Source organism: Roseateles sp. (assembly GCF_019237615.1).
In the GTDB taxonomy this organism is placed as follows: Bacteria; Pseudomonadota; Gammaproteobacteria; order Burkholderiales; family Burkholderiaceae_C; genus Pelomonas.
On sequence record NZ_JAFAGT010000005.1, the window covers coordinates 1 to 22135 of the forward strand.

Below are 22135 nucleotides of genomic sequence, written 5' to 3' on the forward strand. Positions count from 1 at the left end.
GCGCCGATGATAGTGCGGATTCCCGTGTGAAAGTAGGTCATCGTCAGGCTATTTATTGAAGCCAACCCCCACTATCGAAAGGTAGTGGGGGTTTTGCTTTTGGGGCGGCGAAATCGAAGTCCCGATACTCTCGGAGCGCGGCGCCGGTAGGAGTTTGGTTTGGCCATCGTCAGCCGTCTCAAGGCGTAGAACTGCGCGCAGTTCACTCTCAGCGTGCCGGCCGCGCCGTGAAACCGACGAGGCGCGCATGGCTGAAGTCTTCGGTGACGGCGCGACATTTGATGTGCCGCCCGCAGGCCAGTTTGCCGGGGGCGAGGTGCATGCGCCAGAGCCAGATCTCGTTGGGAATGGGCGGCTGGCATTCACCCAGCGAGCTGCGTCGGCCTCACTCGCCCCATTTGGCCAAGTAGCTGTCGTAGTTTCTCCGCCATTCGGAAGAGTCCGCACGTCCGCCGCTTTGGTGGGTGATGGCGATAGGCCACGTGGCCAGCCATAGACCTGCCTGACGGGCGCTACGGCAAAAATCCATGTCGTAAAAGTGAAAGTCGAAGCGCTCATCGAAGCGAACCTGCCGCTCTCTGAGCAGGTCGCGACGTGTGGCGAGGAGTACGCCATCCAACAGCTCGCAGCTGGCAGGTACCGGCCCGAAGTGGGCGACCTTGCCAAAAGCCTGCTGCCCATGGCAGACCGTGCCGCTAAGGTGTTCGGCAGCATCCCACTCGAAGCGCGGATTCGTAAAAGCCCATGAGGGCTGCCCCGGCACGCGGCGGCGGTTGCCCGCCACACCGATGATGTCGACCGCGTTCACGGCGGCCGACACATGCTCGAAGAAGAAGTGGTCGTCCAGCCAGACGTCGTCGTGGATGAACACCAGGATCGGCTCGGCGTCGACGCTGTCGATGCGCTCGTTGTAGACCGACGGCAAGCCTCGACGGTTCTCGAAGGCGATGCGCGGTTTCAGTCGGCGGTCATGCGATATGCGCTGCAACGACTGGCCCAGTGCCGAGTGAGTCCAGAAGTCGTGAGAGGTCAGGCGCGTTGCGCAAATCAGATCCATCATGCGTCGTGAATCCAGGTGAGCCCGTCGTCGGCGAGGCGGCGAGTCTAGCGACGCCCTTCCGGCCCCTTTGAGCGGAGCAGTTCAGCGCTGTCTTTCAGGTTCGCGCGAACGTAGTCGCATGCTGTTGGCCTCGACGCACAAAGTGCTGGGCGCACCAACAAAAAACCCGCCGAAGCGGGTTTCTCTATCTGTCAGGCGAGGCGATCACACATTGAACAGGAAGTGCAGCACGTCGCCATCCTTGACGATGTACTCCTTGCCTTCCGCGCGCATCTTGCCGGCATCCTTGGCGCCCTGTTCGCCGCGGTACTTGATGAAGTCATCGTAGGCGATGGTCTGGGCGCGGATGTAGCCGCGCTCGAAGTCCGTGTGGATGACGGCGGCCGCTTGCGGGCCGGTGTCGCCGATATGGATGGTCCAGGCGCGCACCTCTTTCACGCCGGCGGTGAAATAGGTCTGCAGGCCCAGCAGCTTGAAGGCGGCGCGGATCAGGCGGTTCAGGCCTGGCTCGTCCTGGCCCATCTCGGCCAGGAACAGCGCCCGGTCCTCGTCGCCCATGTCGGCGAGGTCGGCCTCGGTCTTCGCGCAGATCGCGACGACCGGCGCGTTCTGGCTGGCGGCGTACTCGCGCAGGCGGTCGAGGAAGGGGTTGTTCTCGAAGCCGTCCTCGGACACGTTGCCGACGAACATGGCCGGCTTGGCTGTGATCAGGCACAGCGGCTTCAGCACGGCCAATTCTTCCTTGCTGAACTCGATGGAGCGCACCGGCTTGGCCTCGTCCAGCACGGCCTGGCACTTCTTCAGCACCTCGACGAGGCGGGCGGCTTCCTTGTCGCCGCCGGCCTTGGCGACCTTGCCATAGCGCACCAGGCTCTTCTCGACGGTGCCGAGGTCGGCCAGGCACAGCTCGGTCTGGATGACCTCGATGTCGGCGATGGGGTCGACGCGGCCATTCACGTGGATGACGTTGGGGTCCTCGAAGCAGCGCACCACGTTGACGATGGCGTCCGTCTCGCGGATGTGCGAGAGGAACTGGTTGCCCAGGCCCTCGCCCTTGCTCGCGCCAGCCACCAGGCCTGCGATGTCGACGAACTCGACGACGGCCGGCATGACGCGCTCGGGCTTGACGATCTCCGCCAGCGCCGCCAGGCGCGGATCGGGCAGTTCGACGATGCCGACGTTGGGCTCGATCGTGCAGAAGGGGTAGTTCTCGGCGGCGATGCCGGCTTTGGTCAGGGCGTTGAAGAGCGTGGACTTGCCGACGTTGGGCAGGCCCACGATGCCGCATTTGAGGCTCATGGCGGGTCTTTCTGGTGGGGAGGCCACCGGCAGCGAGCCGGAGCCGAAGCGCGAGATTTTAGTCGGCCGGCGCCCGACCCACCCGGCCCCCGGTGCGGCCGTGTCCCCTGCCTACAATCGCGGCATGCAAAGCTTGGACGTGTTGATCAAGGGCCGGGGCGCGGTGGGCAGCAGCCTCGCACTCAGCCTGGCGGCCCAGGGGCTGTCGGTCGGCATGGCGGGCGTACCCGAGGCGGCACGCGCGGACGACGTCCGCACCTATGCACTGAACGCGGCCTCCGTCGCGCTGCTGAGCGAGTTGAAGGTCTGGGACGGCCTGCCCGCCGACGCGATCTGCCCGGTCTACGACATGGTGGTTTGCGGCGATGCCGCCGTCGGCCAGCCGGCCGGGCGACTCAGCTTTTCGGCCTGGCAGCAGGGCGTGCGCGAACTGGCCGTCATCGTCGACGCCGCGGCGCTGGATGCGCAGCTCGCGGCTGCGCTGCGCTTTTCGCCGCACATCCGCAACGTCGACGCGGATGCGCCGGCCGCGCTGACGGCGCTCTGCGAGGGCCGCGAGTCGGCTGCCCGCGCCGCGCTGGGCGTCGAGTTCCGGCCCAAGGCCTATGGCCACCGTGCCCTGGCGACCCGCCTCGTGGCCGACCAGCCCCACCAGGGCATCGCCCGGCAGTGGTTCGGCACGGGCGGCGAGGTGCTGGCCCTGCTGCCCTTCGAGCAACCCTGCCCGGCGCGCTCCTATGGCCTGGTCTGGTCCTGCGCCGACGAGCGTGCGCAGGCGCTGCTGGCGATGGACGAGGCGGATTTCGAGCGCGAGCTGAACGCTGCCACGGCGGGTGCCGTCGGCCTGCTGAAGCTCGGCGGCAAGCGTGCCACCTGGCCGCTCGCGCTGGCCCGCGCGGGTGTCGTCAGCGGGCCGGGCTGGGCGCTCCTGGGCGATGCCGCCCACCTTGTGCACCCGCTGGCCGGCCAGGGCCTGAACCTGGGCCTGGCCGACGTGGCGGCGCTGACCCGTGTCATCGCGACCCGCGAGCCCTGGCGGCCGCTGGGCGACGAGCGCCTGCTGCGCCGCTATGCCCGTGCGCGCCTCGCGCCGACGCTCGCCATGGGCGAGCTGACCGACATGCTGCAGCGCCTCTTCGCCCACCCGTCACCCGCCGCTCAAGGCTTGCGCAACCGCGGCCTGGATGCGCTGAACCAACTCGCTCCCGTCAAGCGCTGGCTGACCCAGCGCGCCCTCGGGCTCTGATCCCCTCTCCGTCAAGATCGTCAACGTGCTGAACCGTTCCGCCCTCTCTGCGCTGCTGCTCGCTGCGCTGAGCCTGCCCGCCGCCGCCAACGAGGCCGCCATCCGCAAGGCCTTCACCGACCGCCTGCCCAACGTGAAGGTCGACGAGGTGCGCCCCGCACCCATGCCCGGCCTGTGGGAGCTGCGCATCGGCAACGAGATCCGCTACACGGACCCGACCGGCACCTTCCTCATCGAGGGCGAGTTGCTGGACCTGAAGGCGCGCAAGAACCTGACCGAGGAACGCGTCACCCAGCTCAACCGCGTGGACTTCGCGACGCTGCCGCTCAAGGACGCCATGGTCTGGAAGAACGGCAGCGGCAAGCGCCGCATCGCCGTCTTTGCCGACCCGAACTGCGGCTACTGCAAGCGCTTCGAGAAAGGCCTGCAGGAGATGAAGGACGTGACCGTCTACACCTTCCTCATCCCCATCCTCGGCGGCGACTCGCCGGAGAAGTCGCGCTCGATCTGGTGCGCCAAGGACAACAGCAGCGCCTGGCTCGGCTGGATGCTCAGGGGCGAGATGCCGCCCAAGGCGGCGTCGGGCTGCGACGACGGCGTCCTCGAACGCAACCTGGCCCTGTCGCGCAAGATCCACGTCAACGGTACGCCGGCCATCGTGCTGGAGGACGGCAGCCGCATCGCGGGCGCCGTCGGCGCCGTGGAGCTGGAAAAGCGCCTGCAGGCCTTGAACGCGCCTGCGGGCAAGTCCTGACCTCATGAGCGCCGACCCGCGCCGGCTCGCGCACCGCCTCGGCTATGCCGGCCTCGCACCGCTGGTGCTGGGCTGCGCGCTGATCTGGCTGATCGCCGAGCCCGACCCGCACGCCTTCGTCAGCCTCGCGCTGTCGGCCTATGCAGGCCTGGTCATCGCCTTCCTCGGCGGCATCCACTGGGGCCTGTCGTTCGCGCGCGGCCTGCCGGGGCGATTGCCGCTCGCCTGGGGCGTCCTCGCCGTGTCGCTGGGCTGGCTGGGCGTGCTGATGTCGCCCTACGCGGGCCTTGCCCTGCACGGCGGCGTGTTCATCGCCTGCTACGCGGTGGACCGCCGCCTGTACCCGCAGCTCGGCGCCGCCGGCTGGCTGACGCTGCGCTTCCGGCTGACGGGCGTCGCCTCGCTGAGCTGCTTCCTCGCCGCGGCGGGCAGCTGAGGTCCGGCATGCCGCGCTACCGCATCGAGCTGGCCGATCCCGCGGCCCACCGCTATCGCGTCACGCTGACGCTGCCGGCTCCTGCCGCCGAGCAGGACTTCAGCCTGCCGGTGTGGATCCCGGGCAGCTATCTGGTGCGCGAGTTCGCCAAGCATCTGAGCGGGCTGACGGCCCGCCAGGGCAACCGTGCGCTGGCCGTCGAGCAGCTCGACAAGGCCAGCTGGCGCGTGCGCTGCAGCGGCCGTGCCGCGCTGGTGCTGAGCTACGACGTCTACGCCTTCGACGCCTCCGTGCGCACCGCCTGGCTGGACGGCCAGCGCGCCTTCTTCAACGCCAGCAGCCTGTGCCTGCGCGCCCATGGCCGCGAGGCCGGTCCGCACCGCATCGAGCTGGCCGGCCTGCCCAGGGGCTGGCGGGTCGCCACCGAGATGCGCGAGCAGGGCGGCAGCTACGAGGCGGCGGACTACGACGAACTGCTGGACCACCCCTTCGAGATCGGCCCGCACTGGCAAGGCGAGTTCGAAGCGGCCGGCGTGCCGCACCGCATCGTCGTCGCCGGTGCCTGGCCCAGCTTTGACGGCGAGCGCCTGCTGGCCGACGTGCAGCGCATCTGCGAGGCGCAGATCGCCTTCTGGGGCGGTGCGCCCTTCCAGCGCTACAGCTTCCTGCTGTGGGCCGTGGACGATGGCCATGGCGGCCTGGAGCATCGCGCCAGCACGGCGCTGATCTGCGCGCGGCGCGAGTTGCCCACGGCGGCCGAGCCCGCGGCGCCGGGCGACAGCTACACCCGGCTGCTGGGCCTGTTCAGCCATGAGTACTTCCATGCCTGGAACGTCAAGCGGCTGCGTCCGGCGGCGTTCGCGCGCTTCGACTACCAGCGCGAGAACTACACCGAGCTGCTGTGGTTCTTCGAGGGCTTCACGAGCTATTACGACGAGCTGATGCTGCTGCGCGCCGGTCTCGTCGACGCGCCGCGCTACTTGAAGCTGCTGGCGGCCCCGGTCAACGGCGTGCTGGCCTCGCCGGGCCGGCGCGTGCAGCCCCTGGCCGGGGCCAGCTTCGAGGCCTGGACCAAGTACTACCGACCCGACGAGAACAGCCCGAACACGACGAGCAACTACTACTCGCAGGGCGCCCTCGTGGCCTTGTGCCTGGACCTCAGCCTGCGCGCCCGCAAGTCCAGCCTCGACCTGCTGATGCGGCGACTGTGGCAGGGCAGTGCCGGCGGGCCGGTCAGTGAGGCGGACATCCTGTCCGCCGTGCGCGGCCTCGGCGGCGACGAGGTGGCGGCGTCCCTCCAGCATTGGGTGCATGGCACCGACGAGCTGCCGCTGCGCGAGCTGCTGCAGGCCGTCGGCGTCGAGTGGCGTGACGAGGGCCGCCAGACCGTGGCCCAGCGCCTGGGCCTGCGCGCGCGCGAAGGGGCGCTCACGGGCATCACGGTCACGCATGTGCTCAGTGGCGGCGCGGCGGAGGCGGGCGGGCTCAACGCCCGCGACGATGTCCTCGGCTGCAATGGCTGGCGCCTGAGGCGGCTGGACGACGCACTGGCGCTGCTGGCCGGCGACGACACGCGGCTGCGCCTGCTGGTGGGCCGCGACCAGCGCCTGCTGGAGCTCGACGTCGAGCTGCCGCCGCCGCAGCCGGCCGGCGCCGCCTTGAGCCTCATGGGCGGGACGCACGCCGCGCGCCGGCGCTGGCTAGGCGCCTGAGCCCGACATGAAGGCCGTGCGGCCGCCGGTCCTGCTGGTGCTGGCCGTGCTGGCCTTGCATCTGCTGCTCGGGCATGAGGTGCAGCGCATCCAGGACGGTTGGGTCAGCGAAGGCCCGCCGCCCATGCCCGCGCGCATGCAGGTCGAGTTCGTGCGCGAGCTGGAGCCGCAGGCACCGCTCGTCGCGCGCCGCGCGACGGTGCCGCCGCCCCGGCCCGCAGCGCCAGAGCCGCAGGCCGCAACCCAGGCACTGCCGCCGCCATCGGCGCCCGCCTCCTCTGTCGAGCCGCCCCCCGAGCCCGTCGTCGCGGCGGCCTCCGCGCCCGTCGACGTGGCCACGCCCGTTGCCGGCGCTGCGTCTGCTGCCGCCACCGACGATGAACCCGGTCCCGAGTGGCCGCTGTCCACGCGCCTGAGCTATGTGCTGACGGGCAACTACCGTGGCCCCATCAACGGCCAGGCGCAAGTCGAATGGTTGCGCAGCGGTCGCGACTACCAGGTGCATCTCGATGTCGGCGTCGGCCCCAGCTTCGCGCCGCTGATCACGCGGCGAATGAGCAGCCAGGGCCGGCTCACGCCGGATGGCATCGCACCGCAGCGCTACGACGAGGAAACCAAGATCATCCTTGGCGAGGGCCGCCGGGTCAGCGTCTTCTTCCTTGGCGCCGAGACCCAGCTCGCCAGCGGCGCGCGCGAGCCGGCGCGGCGGGGCGCGCAGGATTCGGCCAGCCAGTTCGTGCACCTGACGTGGCTGTTCCTGACCGGCCGCGAGCCGTTGCAGGCCGGGCAAATGGTGCGTTTTCCGCTGGTGCTGCCGCGCCGGCAATACGAGGACTGGCAGTACGTGGTCGTGGGCGAGGAGTCGGTGGAAACGGCCATGGGCTGGATGCCGGCCTGGCATCTGCGGCCCGCCCGGCCGGCCGACGGCGGCGACCTGACCGCCGAGGTCTGGCTGGCGCCCGGCCTGCAGTACCTGCCCGTGCGCCTGGTCATCCGCCAGGACGCCGACAACTATGTCGATCTCAAGTTGAAGCGCGCACCGCAGCAGGCCGCGCCAGAATCCACCGATCCCGCCAGGAGACCCCAGCCATGACCTACGAATGCATCATCACCGCCGTCCACGGTGACGGCCCGCGCAAGACCGCGCTCATCACGCTGAACCGCCCCAAGGCGCTGAACGCCCTGAACGATCAGTTGATGGACGAGATGGGCGAGGCCCTGCTCGCCTTCGACGCCGACGACGGCATAGGTTGCATCGTGCTGACGGGCTCGGAGCGTGCCTTCGCGGCGGGGGCCGACATCCCGACCATGCTGCCCCACACCTTCGCGAGCGCGTTCAAGAGCGGCCTGATCTCCAAGAACTGGGAAACCATCCTGCGGGTGCGCAAGCCCGTCATCGCCGCGGTGGCCGGCTTTGCGCTGGGCGGCGGTTGCGAGCTGGCCATGATGTGCGACTTCATCATCGCGGCCGACTCGGCCAAGTTCGGCCAGCCCGAGATCAAGCTGGGCATCGTGCCCGGCGCCGGCGGCACGCAGCGCCTGCCGCGCGCCGTGGGCAAGAGCAAGGCCATGGACATGCTGTTGACCGCCCGCATGATGGGCGCGGCCGAGGCCGAGAGCGCCGGCCTGGTGTCGCGTGTCGTGCCGGCCGAGCAGATGCTGCAGGAGGCGCTGGCCGCTGCCGAGACGATCAACGGCTTCAGCGGGCCGTCGGTCATGCTCATCAAGGAGCTGGTCAACCTGGCCTACCAGGGCCCGCTGACGGACGGCGTGGCCGTGGAGCGTCGCTACTTCCACGCGCTGTTCGGCAGCCACGACCAGCGCGAGGGCATGGAGGCTTTCCTGGCCAAGCGGGCGCCTAACTTCGAGCACCGCTGACGCTGTTTTGTGGCGCAACGGTGACGATCTATGGATGACTATTTGCGTTGGATGAATAGTCACTTCCTGCCAGCCTAGTGTTTCTACCGAGTCTGGCTGCCTACAGTTCTGGCCATGGACACCGCGGTCGCGATGTCCGAAGTGACCCGAAAGCAGGACGTTCCTGCCAGACACTGAAGGAGCCCGTCATGAGCAAGCTGTCCACCGTCATCGCCGCCGTTGCCCTTGTTGCCGCCGGCGCCGCCTCCGCCCAGACCGCCACCCCGCTGACCCGCGAGCAAGTCATCGCTGACCTGGTCGCCGCCCGCAACAGCGGCGAACTCGCCGTCATCCAGGGTGAAAAGGGCGTGGAAGTGACCACCCCGGCCACCGCCAAGGCTGCCGTCGCGACCGCCACGCTGCCCCGCCAGGCCGTGCTGACCGTCAAGCCCACCGAGATGCGCACCGACACGAAGACGGCCGCCGCGCTGGCCGCCGACCATGGCGAGAACGCCGCCCGCGAGCTGGGCGATTTCCCGGCCCCCGTCGGTCGCCGCGCCTCCGCGCTGGCCGCCCGCTGAGCCAGTCACCGGAACAAGCCGGTTTCAAGCCGATGGAAGGCGACCCGCGAGGGTCGCTTTTTTGTTGCGCGCATTCCTAGAATCCGCGGCCCGGACGACATGGGCGTTGGAGACAAGAAGGATGCGCAAACAGCAGATGTGGGCGGCGGCAGCGCTGCTGACGGCCTCGATGACAGCGTTGGCTGCCGGCCCCGTGGTCGGTGTGAGCTGGTCCAATTTCCAGGAAGAACGCTGGAAGACCGACGAGGCGGCCATCAAGGCCGAGCTGGCCCGCCTGGGCGCCAGCTATGTGAGCGCGGACGCCGGAGGCTCACCCGAGAAGCAGATCGGCGACGTCGAGTCGCTGCTGGCCAAGGGCGCCAAGGTCCTCATCATCCTGGCGATGGACAAGGACGCCATTCAACCGGCGCTGAACAAGGCCAAGGCGCGCAAGGTGCCGGTGCTGGCCTATGACCGGCTCATCGAGGCGCCCGAGGTCTTCTACCTGACCTTCGACAACCGCGAGGTCGGTCGCCTGCAGGCCAGGGCCGTTCTGGCCGCAAGGCCGCAGGGCCGCTACGTGATGATCAAGGGCTCGCCCAGCGATCCCAACGCCGACTTCCTGCGCGCCGGCCAGCAGGACGCGCTGGCCGACGCAGTGAAGAAGGGCGACGTGAAGATCGTCGCCGAGGAATACACCGACGGCTGGAAGCCCGAGGTGGCACAGAAGAACATGGAGCAGATCCTCACGCGCCTGAAGGGCGGCGTGGATGCGGTCGTGGCCAGCAACGACGGCACGGCCGGCGGCGCCATCGCGGCGCTGGCGGGCCGGGGCATCCGAGGCGTGCCGGTCAGCGGCCAGGACGCCGACCACGCCGCGCTGAACCGCGTCGCGCTGGGCACGCAGACGGTGTCGGTCTGGAAGGATTCGCGCGCGCTGGGCCGGGAGGCTGCCGCGGCCGCCGTGCAACTGGCCGCCGGCCAGAAGGTGCCGGGCGCCACGGCCTGGGCGGGCGGCGAGCGCAAGGTCGGGCTGCAGGCCAAGTTCCTCGCACCGGTGGCCATCACGCAGGCCAACCTGGGCGAGGTCATATCCGCCGGCTGGGTGCCCAAGGCCGTCGTCTGCAAGGGGGTCGACGCCGCCAAGGCTCCGGCGGCCTGCAAGTGAGCGCCCAGACCCGGCGGCTTGCCGTCATGGCGGCCGTGCTGCTGGCCATCGCCATCGGCTTCCATGGGCTCACGGGCAGCTTCCTGACGGCCGAGAACCTCTACAACATTGCGCAGCAGACGGCGGTCGTCGGCATCGTCGCCAGCGGCATGGCCCTGATCATCGTCGCGCGCCAGATCGACCTGGCCGTGGGCTCGCTGCTCGGCGCCGTGGGCGTGCTGATGGCCTGGCTGCAGTACACCCAGGGCTGGCCGGTCGTCGCGTCGCTGCTGGCCGGGCTTGCGCTGGCACTGGCGGTGGGCCTGTTCCAGGGCTGGCTGTCGGCCGTCGTGGGCATCCCGTCCTTCGTCGTGACGCTGGGCGGCCTGGTGTCGCTGCGCGGCGTGGCCTTCCTCGTGGCCGACGGCAAGACCCAGCCCGTCGCCGAGCCCTGGCTGCTGGCGCTGGGCGGCGGCCTGGAGGGCTCGCTGGGCGAGCAGGGCAGCTGGCTGCTGGGCCTGGGCCTCGTCGCGCTGCTGTGGGGCTGGCAATGGGTGCAGCGCCGCGCGCAGGCGCGGGCCGGTGCGGAGCCGGGTGATGCCAGGCACGCGCTGCTCAAGGCCGGCCTCGTGGCCTTCGCGGTGTTCGGCAGCGTGGCCGTCTTCAATGCCTACCGCATCGAAGGCCAGGAGCAGGGGCAGGGACTGCCGCTGCCGCTGGTCATCTGGGTGGCCGTCGTGCTGCTGCTGGGCTTCGTGGCCAAGCACACGCGCTTCGGGCGCTACGTGTACGCCATCGGCGGCAATCCCGATGCGGCACGGCTGGCCGGCATCCCGGTACGGCGCGTGCTGGTCCAGCTCAACCTGCTGCTGGCGGCCCTGGTGGCGCTGGCCGCCGTCGTTGCGATGGCGCGCCTGAACGCGGGCACGAACTCCATGGGCACGGGCATGGAGCTGACCGTCATCGCGGCGGCCGTCATCGGCGGCGTGTCGCTCGCCGGTGGCAGCGGCAGCGTGGGGGGCACGGTGCTGGGCGCCCTCATCATCCAGAGCATAGACAGCGGGCTGCTGCTGACCGACGTGGGCATAGGCTGGCGCATGGTGGTGCTGGGCCAGGTGCTGGTCGCGGCCGTCGTCTTCGATCGGGTGGTCCAGAAATGAGTGCCTTGCTTGAAGTGCGCGAGGCGCGCAAGTCCTTTGGCGGCGTGCATGCGGTCGACGGCGTCAGCTTGAGCCTGGCGCCCGGCGAGGTGCTGGCCGTGCTGGGCCACAACGGCGCCGGCAAGTCCACGCTGATGCAGATGCTGGCCGGCGCGCTGCCCTTCGACGGTGGCGAGCTGCTGCTCAGCGGTCAGCCGGTGAAGTTCGCCAGTCCGGCCGACTCGCGCGCCGCCGGCATCGAGACCATCCACCAGAAGCTGGCGCTGGCCGACAACCTGGACTCGGTCGCCAACCTCTTCCTGGGGCGTGAGCTGCGCACGCGCTTCGGGCTGCTGGACGATGCGGCCATGCGCGCCGCCGCCCTGCCGCTGTTCGCGCGGCTCAACCCCAACTTCAGGAACATCGCCGATCCGGTGATGGCGCTGTCGGGCGGCCAGCGCCAGGTGGTGGCCATCGCGCGGGCGCTGCAGTTCCAGGCGCGGGTGCTCATCATGGACGAGCCCTGCGCGGCGCTGGGCCCGGCCGAGACGGCCATGGTGCATGACCTCATCCGCCGCCTGCGGGCCGAGGGCGTGGGCATCCTGCTCGTCACCCACGACATGCCCGACGTGTTTGCGCTGTCGGACCGTCTGGCCGTCATGAAGAACGGCCGCCTGGTGGGCGTCTGCCGCACGGCCGACGTCAACGAGGACGAGGTGCTCGCGATGATCATCGCGGGCAAGGCACCCGCCGCGGCAGTCTTATAAAAACGTTTCTCATTCTGTTCAATCCAGTTGTTTTGACTAAAACGAGAAACATATGCCCGCCAAATCTCCCCACGTCCCGCCGGCAGTAGCGACCCAGCTGGAAAACCTGGGCCAGCGCATCCGTGCGCGGCGTGAGTAGCAGAAGGTGACGGCAACGGACGCGGCCGAGGCGGCCGGCATGTCGCGCGTGACGCTGCACCGCGTCGAACGCGGCGAGCCGTCGGTGACGATGGGTGCCTACCTCAGCGCCCTGTCGGCGGTCGGGCTGAGCCTGCAGGTGCGGGAGCCGGAAGCGACGTTCGCCAGCCAACTGCCGGTCGTCGTGCGGCTGGACGAGTATCCGGCGCTCAGGCAACTCGCCTGGCAACTCCCCGGCGTAACCGACTTGAGCCCCGCGCAGGCACTCGACCTCTACGAGCGCAACTGGCGCCACATCGACCGCGAGGCCCTGGCGCCGAACGAGCGGCGGCTGATCCAAACCTTGGTCGACGAACTGGGCGGAGGGCGGCTGCTTGTTTGAGCGCGGGCACCACCGCCGCATTGCGGCCGTGCTTGGTGCGCTGGACGCCGACGTGCTCGCCGCGCATGCCTGCTGGTTCGGTGGCGGCACGGCGATGGCGCTGCGCTACGGCGAGTACCGCGAATCGGTGGACATCGACTTCCTCGTGTCCGACCTGACCGGCTATCGTGAGCTGCGCTGCCTGCTGACCGGTCCGGCGGGCCTGGTCGCGCTGGTTCGCGTGGGCGCCACGCTGACGCCCGCGCGCGAGCTGCGCGCTGACCAGGACGGCCTGCGCACGCTGTTGCGCGGGGACGGCGTGGCCATCAAGTTCGAGATCAGGCTGGAAGCCCGCATCGCCCTCGGCCCACCGGGCTCGGACGACGTCATTGCCGGCGTGACGGCCTTGACGCCACTGGACCTGGCCGCGCCGGCAAGCTCCTGGCGCTGGCGGATCGCTGGCGTGACGACAGCGTCTTCAGCCGCGACCTGATCGACCTGGCCATGATGAATCCGGCCAAGCCGCTGCTGCGCGCGGCCATTGCGAAGGCCGCTGCGGCCTATGGTGACAGCGTCGAAACCAGCTTGACCAAGGCCGTGCAGGACCTGCGCGAGCGCCCCCATCGGCTCGAGGCCTGCATGGGCGCGATGCAGATGACGACGGTGTCCAAGGCCCAGTTGTGGGCCCGGATCAAGGCGCTGGAGAAGCGCTGAGGCGTCAGGCCTCGCGACGCAGCGCCGGGAACAGGATCACGTCGCGGATCGACGGCGAGTCCGTGATCAGCATCATCAGCCGGTCGATGCCGATGCCGCAGCCGCCGGTGGGGGGCATGCCGTATTCCAGCGCGCGGATGAAGTCGGCGTCGTAGTACATCGCCTCCTCGTCGCCGTCGTCCTTGTTGGCCACCTGGGCCTGGAAGCGCGCGGCCTGGTCCTCGGCATCGTTCAGCTCGGAGAAGCCGTTGGCGTACTCGCGGCCGGTGATGAAGAGCTCGAAGCGCTCGGTGATCCTGGGGTCGGTGTCGGACGCGCGGGCCAGCGGCGAGACCTCGACGGGGTAGTCGATGATGAAGGTGGGCTCCCAGAGCTTTTCCTCGACGACGGCCTCGAACAGGCCGAACTGCAGCTCGGCCAGGCTCCAGCGGGCGGGGGCCTGCTCACCGGCGGCGACGATCCTGGCGCGCAGCACCTCGGGGTTGTCGGCCTCTTCGCCGGTCAGCCCGGCGAACTGGATCAGCGAGTCGCGCACCGACACGCGGGCGAAGGGCTTGTCCAGCGCCACGGGCTTGCCGGCGTAGGTCAGCGCGGCGCTGCCGGTGGCGGCGATGGCCGCGTGGCGCAGCACGGCTTCCGTGAAGTCCATGATGTCGTGATGCGTCCAGTAGGCCGCATAGAACTCCATCATCGTGAACTCGGGGTTGTGGCGGACCGAGATGCCTTCGTTGCGGAAGTTGCGGTTGATCTCGAACACGCGCTCGAAGCCGCCCACCACCAGGCGCTTCAGGTAGAGCTCGGGCGCGATGCGCAGGAACATCTCCTGGTCCAGCGCGTTGTGGTGGGTGATGAAGGGCTTGGCGTTGGCGCCGCCGGGGATGGGGTGGAGCATGGGCGTCTCCACCTCCAGGAAGCCGTGATCCACCATGAAGCTGCGGATGGCCGACACGCCCTGGCTGCGCGCGACGAAGCGCTTGCGGGCGTCCTCGTCGGTGATCAGGTCCACGTAGCGCTGGCGGTACTTCTGCTCCTGGTCGGTCATGCCATGGAACTTGTCCGGCAGCGGGCGCAGGCTCTTGGTCAGGAGGCGCAGCGTCGTCACGGCCACCGACAGCTCGCCGGTCTTGGTGCGCATCAGCGTGCCTTCGGCGGCCAGGATGTCGCCCAGGTCCCACTTCTTGAAGGCCTCGTAGACCTCGGCGCCGACGTTGTCGATCGTCACGCGCAACTGGATGCGGCCGGTGGCATCCTGCAGCGTGCAGAAGCTGGCCTTGCCCATCATGCGCTTGAGCATCATGCGGCCGGCCACGCTGACCTTCACCGCCTGGGGCTCGAGCTCCTCATTGGGCACCTCGCCGTACTGCGCCTGCAGCGGCGCCGCGCGGTGCTGGGGCTTGAAGTCGTTGGGGAAGGGCACGCTGGTTGCGGCCCGCAGCGCGGCCAGTTTTTCGCGGCGCTCGGCGATCAGTTGGTTGTCGTCAGCCTGAGCGGGGAGGGCGGGATTGGGAGTGGCTTGATTCATTGCGGGCCTTGGTGAATCCGCGATTTTAGAATCTCGCGCCCTCATGAACGCTCCCAGCCTCACGCGCGCCACTCTCACCCTGCTTGCCGGCAGCGCGCTGGCCCAGGCGTTGCCGCTGTTGCTGGGGCCCTGGATTGCTCGCTTGTACACGCCGGCGGCGTATGGCGAGTTCTCGCTGGTGTGGACGGTGGCGAGCAATCTGGCCGTCGTCGGCTGCGCGCGCTACGAGTTCGCGCTGGCGCTGGAGACCGGGGAGAAGGGCGCCGCCACGCTGCTGGCGCTGTGCCTGCGCGTGCTGGCGGCCGTCGTGACCGCGGCCGTGCTCGTGGGCGGCGCGTGGATGGCATGGAGCGGCCTGCCGGTCGCCGCCGCGCTGCCGCTGGCCGTGCTGGCGCTGGCGGCCAGCCAGGCCCTGGGCCAATGGGCGGCGCGCGCCGGCCGGTTCGCGGCCCTGGCCTGGGGGCGCGTGGCGCAATGGGGCGGCGGCGCGCTGGCCCAGGTGGGCCTGGGCCTGGCGCAGGCCGGCCCCTGGGGCCTGCTGGCCGGCGCGACGCTGGCCACGGGCGTCGCCGCGGTCGTGCAGGCCCGGCCCGCGCCCGCGGGCGGCTGGCGGGGGCTGCTGGCGCCGCAGCCGCTGCGGGCCATGGCTGTGAAGCACCGCGACTTCCCGTTGCTGAACACCCCCCATGCCTTTGCCGGCGCGCTGCAGGACACCCTGGCCATCGCCTTGCTGGCTGCCTGGCTGGGCGCGCCCGAGGCCGGCGCCTGGGCGCTGGCGCTGCGCTATCTGAAGGCGCCGGCCAGCCTCGTCGGCGGCTCGTTGTCGCAGGCCCTCTATCCGCGCCTGACGCAGACCGCGAACCGCCTTGAGGCGCGGGCGCTGGTGCGCCGCCAGCTCCTGCTGCTGGCGGCCCTGGCCCTGCCGCTGATGCTGGTGCTGCTGGCCTTCGGCCCCTGGCTGTTCGAGACCCTGTTCGGCGCCCAGTGGCGTGGCGCGGGCGAGCTGGCCCGGTCGCTGGCGCCCTATGTCGCGCTGCATTTCATCGCCGCGCCGCTGTCCGTCGTGACGCTGGCCTGGGGCGCGCAGGCCTGGGCGCTGAAGCTGGCGCTGGTGGGCCAGGCGATGTTCGTCGCCGGGCTGGCGGCCGGCCTGCATCACGCCGGCCTGGCCGGTGCGGGCTGGGGCGTGTCGGCGGCGATGCTGCTCTACTTCGGCTACTTCTTCTGGGCACTGTGGACCTGGGAATGATGCGCGTCTTCCTCAATCGCCTGCGCCGCCGCCTCGTGCGGCTGATCGGCTTTCGCATGCTGTTCGGCGAGGCCGGCGCGCCGCATTCGCGCATCGCGCCCAGCACGTGCATCGAGGGCGAGGCCGGCCTGCAGCTTGCGGACCATGTCTTCATCGGCCAGTTCAATTTCATCGACGCCAGCGCCGGCCTCGTCATCGAGGAAGGCGTGCAGATCACCAACTTCTGTTCCATCGTGACCCACAGCACCCACGACGCGCTGCGCATCAACGGCCGGCGCTTCGCGACCCGGGGCGGCGAGCCGCCGGGCTATCGCAAGGGCCCCATCCACCTGGGCGCCTACAGCTTCGTCGGCCCGCACAGCCTCATCGAGCCCGGCAGCACGCTGGGCAAGGGCGCCATCCTGTGCGCCTACTCGCAGCTGCGCGGCGCGGCGCCGGACTTCGCCATCATGGCCGGCCAGCCCGCCCGCCAGGTGGGCGACACGCGCCAGCGCGACGCGGCGCTGCTGGAGCGCCACCCCGAGCTGCGCGAGGCCTACGAGGCCTGGGCCGGAGCGCCCCGGTGAGCGCCGCGCCCCATGCTCCCAAGGGCCTGCCGGGCCTTGGCGGAGGTCTCAAGCTGGTGCTCATCGGCGACGGCGAAAGCCCGCATCTGCTGAAGTGGGCCCGTGCGCTGGCGCCGCGCGTGCAGCTGCATGCCATCTCGTCGCGCGGCTTCCTGCCCGAGTTCCATCGCCTGCTGCCCGATGCCCAGCGCCTGGCGCTGAACACAGAGCCCGAGCATGCCGGCGGCAACCTCGCACTGGTCAAGCAGTTGCCCAAGGTGGGCGCCTGGCTGGCCCAGACCGATGCGGACTGGCTGCACGCCCATTACCTCACGTCCCATGGCACGCTGGCCTGGGCGGCCAAGCTGGGCTGGCGGCTGCGCGCGCAGATCGCCGGCTCGGCCTGGGGCAGCGACATCCTCGTCACGCCCAACCGCGGCGGCAGCTGGAAGTGGCTGACGAAGAAGGCGCTGAGGAGCTGCGCCATCACGACGTCCGACTCCGCCCACATGGCCGAGCGCATGCACGAGCTGGGCGCGGGCGAGGTGATGGTCTTCCCCTTCGGCCTGGAAACCCTGCCCAGGCAGAACGCGAAGAAGCAGCCCTGGCTGTGCTTTGCCAACCGGGGACTGGAGCCCATCTACCGGCCGCAACTCGTCGTCGACGCCTTCGCGCGCATCGCCGCGGCCCAGCCCGAGGCGCGGCTGGTGGTGGCCAACGACGGCTCGCTGCGCGCCGCGCTGGAGGCCGATGTCGTCGCACGTGGCCTGGCCGACAAGGTCAGTTTCGTTGGCCGGCTGGATGCGGCCACCCAGGCCGGCCACTACGCGCGTTCGACCTGGTTCCTCAGCCTGCCCGAGAGCGACTCCGTCTCGGTCTCGGTGCTGGAGGCCATGGCCCATGGCTGCGTGCCGCTGCTGTCCGAGCTGCCGGCCAACCGCGAGCTGATCGGCGACTCGGCGCGCGGACTGATCGTCGGCTCGCTGGACGACCTGCCCGCCCGCATGGCCACGCTGGACACGGCCCGGCTCGCCACCGTCAACCGCGACTGGGTGGCCCGCAACGGCCTGTTCGAGCCGCATGTGCAGCGCTTCCTGACCCGCCTGCGCGAGCTCTCGACATGAGGTTGCTGCTCGTCAACCACTACGCCGGCTCGCCGGCTCACGGCATGGAGTTCCGGCCCTACTACCTGGCCCGCGAATGGGTCAGGCAGGGGCATGAGGTCACCATCGTCGCGGCCAGTTATTCGCACGTGCGTGCCGTGCAGCCCGAGGTGGCCGGCGCGCCGCGCGAGGAGATCATCGCCGGCATCCGCTACCGCTGGCTGCCCACGCCGCACTACGCCGGCAACGGCGTGGGGCGCCTGCGCAACATCCTGTCCTTCCTGCGCCAGCTGCGCGCCGATGCCTGGCGGCTGACGCGCGAGCTGCGGCCCGACGCGGTCATCGCGTCCAGCACCTATCCGATGGACATCTGGGTGGCCAGGAAGCTGGCCCGGCTCGCGAAGCCCGAGCGTGCGCCGGGCGCTGTCGGCCCGTCGCGGGCCAAGCTGGTCTACGAGGTGCACGACCTCTGGCCGCTGTCGCTGATCGAGCTGTCCGGCATGTCCCCCCGCCACCCCTTCGCGCTGCTGTGCGGCAAGGCCGAGGCCGATGCCTACCGCGACGCCGACGTCGTCGTCTCCATGCTGCCCTGCGTGCACGAGCACATGGCTTCCCGGGGCCTGGACCTGCGGCGGCTGCGCATCGTGCCCAACGGCTTCGCGCCCGAGGAATGGCAGGGCCCGGCGTCGACAGCCAGCGCGCCGCTGGGCGCGACGCTGGCGGCGCATCTGGACGCCGAGCGCGCGGCCGGCCGCGTCGTGGTCGGCTACGCCGGGTCCATGGGCCTGCCCAACGCGCTGGACGTGCTGCTGGACGCCGCGGCCCGGCTGCGCGATCAGCCCATCAGCTTCGTGCTGGTGGGCAGCGGCCACGAGGCGATGCGGCTGGTGGAACGCGCCCAGGCCGAAGGGCTGGCCAATGTGCGCTTCTTCGCCCCCATCCCCAAGGCCCAGATCCCGACGCTGCTGGCCCGCTTCGACATCGCCTACATCGGCTGGCAGCGCACGCCCATCTACCGCTTCGGCATCGCGCCCAACAAGCTCATCGACTACCTGATGGCCGGCCGCGCGGTGCTGCATTCGGTGGAGGCGGGCAACGACCCGGTGGCCGAGGCCGGTGCCGGCCTGACCGTGCCGCCGGAAGACGCCGGGGCGGTCGCCCAGGGGCTGCTGAAGCTCGCCGCGCTGTCGCCCGCCGAGCGAGAGGCCATGGGCCAGCGCGGCCGTGCCTTTGCGATGGCTCACCACGCCTACCCGGTGCTGGCGGCGCGCTTCATCGAGGCGTTGCGGTGAGCGAACTGGACCAGATTGCCCGTCGCTACGCCCGCCGCGACACGGGCGACCGCTACAGCCTGCTGCGCCCCGAGGTCTGGCAGATGTGGCAGGAGCGCCAGCGCGTGCTGCTGCGGCTGCTGGCACGGCGCCCCGGCCGTCCGGCCGACTGGCGCGCGACCGAAGTCGGCTGCGGCGCCGGCGGCAACCTGCTGGACCTGCTGCGCCTGGGCCTGATGCCGGCCCATCTGACCGGCATCGAGCTGCTGCCGGAGCGTCTGGCCGCCGCGCGCGCGGCCCTGCCCGAGGGCGTAAGCCTGCTGGCGGGCGATGCCTCCACCGCCGACGTCGCGCCGGCCAGCCAGGACCTGGTGCTGCAGTCCACCGTCTTCTCGTCCATCCTCGACGACGCGCTGCAGCAGCGCCTGGCCGGGGCCATGTGGCGCTGGCTCAGGCCGGGCGGCGCCATCGTCTGGTACGACTTCACCGTCGACAACCCGCGCAACCCCGATGTGCGCGGCGTGCCGCTGGCGCGCGTGCGCGAGCTGTTCCCCGAATGCCCACCGGGCCGCTTCATGACCCGTCGCGTGACGCTGGCGCCGCCGCTGGCCCGTGCCTTGCCGGCGGCCTACGGCCTGCTCAACCTCGTCCCCTGGCTGCGCACGCACCGACTGGTGCTGATCGAGAAGCCCTGATCGCCGAAAATCCCGCCCAATGACTGCCCAGCCCTTCCTCTCCTTTGCCCTGCCGGAACTCGGTGACGACGAGATCGCCGAGGTCGTCGACACGCTGAAGTCCGGATGGATCACGACCGGCCCCAAGGCCAAGCGCTTCGAGCAGGCCTTCGCCGAGTTCCTCGGCGATCCGCAGATCGAGTGCATCGCCGTCAACTCGGCCACCGCCGGCCTGCACCTGGCGCTGGAGGCCATAGGCCTGGGCCCGGGCGACGAGGTCATCACGACCACCCACACCTTCACGGCCACGGCCGAGGTCGTGCGCTATCTCGGCGCCGACGTGAAGCTGGTGGACGTCGACCCCGCCACGCTGAACATCGCCATCGATGCCATCGAGGCCGCGATCACGCCGCGGACCAAGGCCATCCTGCCGGTGCACTACGCCGGCCTGGCGGTGGACATGCTGGCCGTGCTCGACATCGCGCGCCGTCATGGCCTGCGCGTCATCGAGGACGCGGCCCATGCGCTGCCGACGACGCTGGAGAAGGAGCTGATCGGCACGCTGGGCAGCGACGCCACGGTCTTCAGCTTCTATGCCAACAAGACCATGACCACGGGCGAAGGCGGCATGCTGGTCACGCGCAACCCCGAGCTGGCCAAGCGCGCCCGCGTCATGCGCCTGCACGGCATGAGCCGCGATGCCTTCGACCGCTTCACGGCCAAGGTGCCGAGCTGGTACTACGAGATCGTCGCGCCGGGCTTCAAGTACAACCTGACCGACATCGCCGCCGCCCTGGGACTGCACCAGCTCAAGCGCCTGCCGGCCTTCCAGACGCGCCGCGAGCAGATCGCGATGCGTTATCACGAGGCCTTTGCCGACCTGCCCATCCTGCTGCCGCCGGATGCGCCCGAGGGCGATGTGCATTCCTGGCACCTCTACGTGATCCGCCTGGCCGACGAGGCCGGCATCACGCGTGACGCCTTCATCGAAGGCATGTTCGCCGCCGGCATCGGTTGCAGCGTGCACTACGTGCCGCTGCACCTGCACCCCTACTGGCGCGACCGCTACGGCCTGACACCCGAGCAGTTCCCGCAGTCGCAGAAGTTCTTCGAGCGCACGGTCAGCCTGCCGCTCTACACGGCGATGAACGATGCGGACGTGGAGCGAGTGATTGCCGCCGTGCGCGGACTGCTGGCCTGAGTGCAAGTGGGCAAACGCCTGTTCGACATTGCGGCCTCGGCCCTGGGCCTGCTGCTGCTGGCGCCGTTGTTGCTGCTGGTAGCGCTGTGGATCAGGCTGGACTCGCCTGGCCCCGCGCTGTTCCGCCAGACCCGCGTGGGCCGCTTCGGCGTGCCGTTCACCATCCACAAGTTCCGCACCATGCGCGTCGAGCCGGGCGCGGCGATCACCGTCGGCGCGGACCCGCGCATCACGCGCTCGGGTCAGTTGCTGCGCCGGACCAAGCTTGACGAGCTGCCGCAGCTCTGGGACGTGTTGCGCGGCGCGATGAGTCTGGTCGGTCCGCGGCCCGAGCTGCCGCGCTACGTCGAGCTCTATCCTGCCGACCTGCGCGACCGTGTGCTGGCCGTGCGGCCCGGCATCACCGACCCGGCCTCGCTGGCCTTCAGCCACGAGGCGGAACTGCTTGCGGCCGCGGCAGACCCCGAGCGCGAGTACCGTGAGGTGGTGCTGCCGGCCAAGCTCAGGTTGTCGGCCGACTATGCGGCCAATGCCAGCCTGCAAGCCGACCTGCGATTGATCCTGGCGACCTTGGCCCGCGTGCTAAGCGGGTGAGGTGGGTGTGTCGGTTCCCTTGATGAGCGCTGCCGCCAGTCTCAGCGAAGGACCGCGAACAAGTTCCCGGCATGTGTGTGTCGGGACGAACTTTCGGTGCGTCCGCCTCGGCAAGCAGGGCGGGCCTTGACGGCTCGCTCCATCACGCAGCCCGAGGCCGCGATGCCATGTTCCCTGCGGTCAGACGCCACGGTCCGAAAGCCACAGTGCCGCCAGAAGCGCAGGCCGGCCTCGTTCGTCTCCAGCACCCCCAACTGCCAGCGTTCGATCCCGGGCCAGGTGCGGGCCTTGTGGCTCAACTGCTCGAAGGCCTCGCAACCCAGATGATGCCGGCGCCTGGCGGGTCGAATCAGCAGCAGGCCCAAATGCGCGATCTCAGGAGTCGGATAAGCCCGCGCAACCTGAGCCAGCCCGATCGCCTCGTGCCGGTCGAAGAGGGCCATGATCAGCCTATCCTCAGTCCGGCATTCCTGGGGAAAGCCATGGAACATCCACTCGGCCGCATCCGATCCCGGCAGGCCGCCATAGGTCTGCAGGTTGTAGTCGGCTGCTTCTGACAGCAGTTCGTTCATCAGGCCCAGATCAGCGTTCGACTGCACGCATAAGCGCTTCAGGTGCATCAAGTTCTCCCCTGCCTAACCCCCCCGCGTCAGAATAGTTGTCGCCCCGATAGAGCTTGACTCTTTGGAGTCCAAGTTCACAGAGGGTGGTGGGAGGCTGTGGAGCTTGTGGGCGAAGGCCGGTGCGGTGGGCAACGCGAGCGTTGTCCACGGCAAGCCGGCCGGT

24 protein-coding genes are annotated in these 22135 nt (G+C 70.0%); 20 read left to right on the forward strand and 4 right to left on the reverse strand.

Going from position 1 to position 22135, the window contains the following annotated elements; translation table 11 throughout:
- Window positions 1-385: 385 nt before the first annotated feature.
- Together JOY88_RS01195 and ychF are read right to left on the reverse strand one after the other, a co-directional pair.
- Window positions 386-1060: a glycosyltransferase gene (locus tag JOY88_RS01195; RefSeq protein WP_293499638.1), complete on the reverse strand. Its 675-nt coding sequence runs from the start codon at window positions 1058-1060 to the stop codon at window positions 386-388.
- A gap of 204 nt (window positions 1061-1264) precedes the next feature.
- The gene (ychF, locus tag JOY88_RS01200; protein WP_293499640.1) at window positions 1265-2359 is read right to left on the reverse strand and encodes a redox-regulated ATPase YchF; all 1095 of its coding nucleotides are present in this window, start codon (window positions 2357-2359) and stop codon (window positions 1265-1267) included.
- Window positions 2360-2483: 124 nt separating this feature from the next.
- Between ychF and JOY88_RS01205 the strand changes: the two genes are divergently transcribed.
- The 13 genes from JOY88_RS01205 to JOY88_RS01265 all read left to right on the forward strand — a co-directional run bounded on the left by JOY88_RS01205 (window position 2484) and on the right by JOY88_RS01265 (window position 13190).
- Window positions 2484-3605: an FAD-dependent monooxygenase gene (locus tag JOY88_RS01205; protein WP_293499642.1), complete on the forward strand. Its 1122-nt coding sequence runs from the start codon at window positions 2484-2486 to the stop codon at window positions 3603-3605.
- 25 nt (window positions 3606-3630) lie between these two features.
- Complete coding sequence (locus tag JOY88_RS01210) at window positions 3631-4359, forward strand: DsbC family protein (RefSeq protein ID WP_293499643.1); 729 nt, start codon at window positions 3631-3633, stop codon at window positions 4357-4359.
- A 4-nt stretch (window positions 4360-4363) separates the two neighbouring features.
- Window positions 4364-4795, forward strand: coding sequence for a DUF3429 domain-containing protein (locus JOY88_RS01215; RefSeq protein ID WP_293499645.1), 432 nt, complete (start codon window positions 4364-4366; stop codon window positions 4793-4795).
- Window positions 4796-4803: 8 nt separating this feature from the next.
- The gene (locus JOY88_RS01220) at window positions 4804-6507 is read left to right on the forward strand and encodes a M61 family metallopeptidase (RefSeq protein ID WP_293499647.1); all 1704 of its coding nucleotides are present in this window, start codon (window positions 4804-4806) and stop codon (window positions 6505-6507) included.
- A 7-nt stretch (window positions 6508-6514) separates the two neighbouring features.
- Window positions 6515-7600 carry a DUF3108 domain-containing protein gene (locus JOY88_RS01225; RefSeq protein WP_293499649.1) on the forward strand — a complete coding sequence of 362 codons (1086 nt, stop codon included), beginning with the start codon at window positions 6515-6517 and terminating at the stop codon, window positions 7598-7600.
- A complete protein-coding gene (locus JOY88_RS01230; RefSeq protein WP_293499651.1) occupies window positions 7597-8385 on the forward strand; it encodes an enoyl-CoA hydratase in 789 nt (262 codons plus the stop codon). The genes JOY88_RS01225 and JOY88_RS01230 overlap by 4 nt, the downstream gene beginning before the upstream one ends.
- A 188-nt stretch (window positions 8386-8573) precedes the next feature.
- The gene (locus tag JOY88_RS01235; protein ID WP_293499653.1) at window positions 8574-8945 is read left to right on the forward strand and encodes a DUF4148 domain-containing protein; all 372 of its coding nucleotides are present in this window, start codon (window positions 8574-8576) and stop codon (window positions 8943-8945) included.
- 121 nt (window positions 8946-9066) lie between these two features.
- Complete coding sequence (locus JOY88_RS01240; RefSeq protein WP_293499655.1) at window positions 9067-10092, forward strand: substrate-binding domain-containing protein; 1026 nt, start codon at window positions 9067-9069, stop codon at window positions 10090-10092.
- The gene (locus JOY88_RS01245) at window positions 10089-11231 is read left to right on the forward strand and encodes a sugar ABC transporter permease (RefSeq protein WP_293499657.1); all 1143 of its coding nucleotides are present in this window, start codon (window positions 10089-10091) and stop codon (window positions 11229-11231) included. Before JOY88_RS01240 ends, JOY88_RS01245 begins: the two co-directional genes overlap by 4 nt.
- Window positions 11228-11977 (forward strand): ATP-binding cassette domain-containing protein, encoded by a 750-nt coding sequence (locus tag JOY88_RS01250; RefSeq protein WP_293499659.1) that lies wholly within the window; start codon window positions 11228-11230, stop codon window positions 11975-11977. Before JOY88_RS01245 ends, JOY88_RS01250 begins: the two co-directional genes overlap by 4 nt.
- 145 nt (window positions 11978-12122) lie before the next feature.
- Window positions 12123-12497, forward strand: a complete 375-nt coding sequence (locus tag JOY88_RS01255; RefSeq protein ID WP_293499660.1) for a helix-turn-helix domain-containing protein — start codon at window positions 12123-12125, stop codon at window positions 12495-12497.
- Window positions 12490-12969, forward strand: a complete 480-nt coding sequence (locus tag JOY88_RS01260; RefSeq protein WP_293499662.1) for a nucleotidyl transferase AbiEii/AbiGii toxin family protein — start codon at window positions 12490-12492, stop codon at window positions 12967-12969. Before JOY88_RS01255 ends, JOY88_RS01260 begins: the two co-directional genes overlap by 8 nt.
- Window positions 12966-13190 carry a hypothetical protein gene (locus tag JOY88_RS01265; RefSeq protein ID WP_367269772.1) on the forward strand — a complete coding sequence of 75 codons (225 nt, stop codon included), beginning with the start codon at window positions 12966-12968 and terminating at the stop codon, window positions 13188-13190. The genes JOY88_RS01260 and JOY88_RS01265 overlap by 4 nt, the downstream gene beginning before the upstream one ends.
- A 4-nt stretch (window positions 13191-13194) precedes the next feature.
- Here the strand turns inward: JOY88_RS01265 and lysS are convergent, their stop codons facing one another.
- Window positions 13195-14712 carry a lysine--tRNA ligase gene (gene lysS / locus JOY88_RS01270; RefSeq protein WP_293499666.1) on the reverse strand — a complete coding sequence of 506 codons (1518 nt, stop codon included), beginning with the start codon at window positions 14710-14712 and terminating at the stop codon, window positions 13195-13197.
- 43 nt (window positions 14713-14755) lie between these two features.
- On the opposite strand from lysS, the gene JOY88_RS01275 reads away from it, so the two are divergent.
- From JOY88_RS01275 to JOY88_RS01305, 7 genes are read left to right on the forward strand one after another with little or no spacing between them, the layout of a single operon-like run.
- The gene (locus tag JOY88_RS01275) at window positions 14756-15961 is read left to right on the forward strand and encodes a lipopolysaccharide biosynthesis protein (protein ID WP_293499668.1); all 1206 of its coding nucleotides are present in this window, start codon (window positions 14756-14758) and stop codon (window positions 15959-15961) included.
- Window positions 15961-16527, forward strand: a complete 567-nt coding sequence (locus JOY88_RS01280; RefSeq protein WP_293499681.1) for an acyltransferase — start codon at window positions 15961-15963, stop codon at window positions 16525-16527. Before JOY88_RS01275 ends, JOY88_RS01280 begins: the two co-directional genes overlap by 1 nt.
- A complete protein-coding gene (locus JOY88_RS01285) occupies window positions 16524-17630 on the forward strand; it encodes a glycosyltransferase (RefSeq protein WP_293499670.1) in 1107 nt (368 codons plus the stop codon). The genes JOY88_RS01280 and JOY88_RS01285 overlap by 4 nt, the downstream gene beginning before the upstream one ends.
- Complete coding sequence (locus JOY88_RS01290; RefSeq protein WP_293499672.1) at window positions 17627-18901, forward strand: glycosyltransferase family 4 protein; 1275 nt, start codon at window positions 17627-17629, stop codon at window positions 18899-18901. The genes JOY88_RS01285 and JOY88_RS01290 overlap by 4 nt, the downstream gene beginning before the upstream one ends.
- The gene (locus JOY88_RS01295; protein WP_293499673.1) at window positions 18898-19575 is read left to right on the forward strand and encodes a methyltransferase domain-containing protein; all 678 of its coding nucleotides are present in this window, start codon (window positions 18898-18900) and stop codon (window positions 19573-19575) included. Before JOY88_RS01290 ends, JOY88_RS01295 begins: the two co-directional genes overlap by 4 nt.
- A gap of 19 nt (window positions 19576-19594) precedes the next feature.
- A complete protein-coding gene (locus JOY88_RS01300) occupies window positions 19595-20755 on the forward strand; it encodes a DegT/DnrJ/EryC1/StrS family aminotransferase (RefSeq protein ID WP_293499675.1) in 1161 nt (386 codons plus the stop codon).
- A gap of 6 nt (window positions 20756-20761) precedes the next feature.
- Window positions 20762-21349: a sugar transferase gene (locus tag JOY88_RS01305; protein WP_293499677.1), complete on the forward strand. Its 588-nt coding sequence runs from the start codon at window positions 20762-20764 to the stop codon at window positions 21347-21349.
- Between the two features lie 41 nt (window positions 21350-21390).
- Here the strand turns inward: JOY88_RS01305 and JOY88_RS01310 are convergent, their stop codons facing one another.
- The gene (locus JOY88_RS01310) at window positions 21391-21969 is read right to left on the reverse strand and encodes a GNAT family N-acetyltransferase (RefSeq protein ID WP_293499679.1); all 579 of its coding nucleotides are present in this window, start codon (window positions 21967-21969) and stop codon (window positions 21391-21393) included.
- Window positions 21970-22135: the final 166 nt, after the last annotated feature.